Below are 611 nucleotides of genomic sequence, written 5' to 3'. Positions count from 1 at the left end.
GACGGACGAGAAGTCGCCGTCGACGCACAGCACCTCGGCGCCCGTCGGGGCGGAGGCCGCGGCGAGCCCGGTGAACACCGACACCTGGGAGCCCGTCGCGATGCGGTCGGCATCGACGCCCAGGAGCGCCGCGGCGTGAACTCGGGCGCGTTCCAAGCTCGCGGAGTAGTCGGCGGCGCTCGCCGTTCCGGACGCCCAGCGCTCGAGATCGCCCAGCACGGCGTCGCGTGTGACGTCGGCGGGCAGGCCGAGCGTGCAGGCGGCGAGGTAGCCGCGCCCGGCGGCGAATCGGTCGCGGAAGGTGGACATGGCTTCAGTCTCGGCCTCGCTGATCCATTCGACAAGCGCAGGTGAGTGATCACACGCATGCCGCGCAGTTATGATTCGAGCATGTCCGACGCATCCATCGAGGGACTCGCCGCCGCGCTCGACCTCCAGACCGTCCGAGTGGTGCGACAGGTCGCCGAGCACGGCTCGCTCACGGCGGCGGCTGAGGCGCTCGGCTACAGCCAGCCCGCCGTCAGCCAGCAGCTGCGCCGGTTCGAGGAGCGCACCGGCATCGCGCTCGTCGAGCGCGTCGGCCGCGGCATCCGGCTCACCCAGTCCGGTCG

1 protein-coding gene and 1 pseudogene are annotated in these 611 nt (G+C 72.2%); one reads left to right on the top strand and one right to left on the bottom strand.

Annotation, left to right across the window (positions count from 1 at the left end; all coding sequences use genetic code 11):
* A pseudogene (locus GH736_RS24020) lies at positions 1–309 on the bottom strand (aminotransferase class V-fold PLP-dependent enzyme); the annotation flags it as partial.
* Between the two features lie 81 nt (positions 310–390).
* Between GH736_RS24020 and GH736_RS24015 the strand changes: the two are divergent.
* Positions 391–611, top strand: a 221-nt coding sequence (locus GH736_RS24015) for a helix-turn-helix domain-containing protein (RefSeq protein ID WP_159607614.1), incomplete at its 3' end; no start/stop codon positions are given.

Origin of the sequence: Agromyces humi (genome assembly GCF_009720255.1) — a bacterium.
In the GTDB taxonomy this organism is placed as follows: domain Bacteria; phylum Actinomycetota; class Actinomycetes; order Actinomycetales; family Microbacteriaceae; genus Agromyces; species Agromyces humi.
Note: the sequence above shows the minus strand (reverse complement) of the source record. Positions and strands in the feature narration are given on the sequence as shown.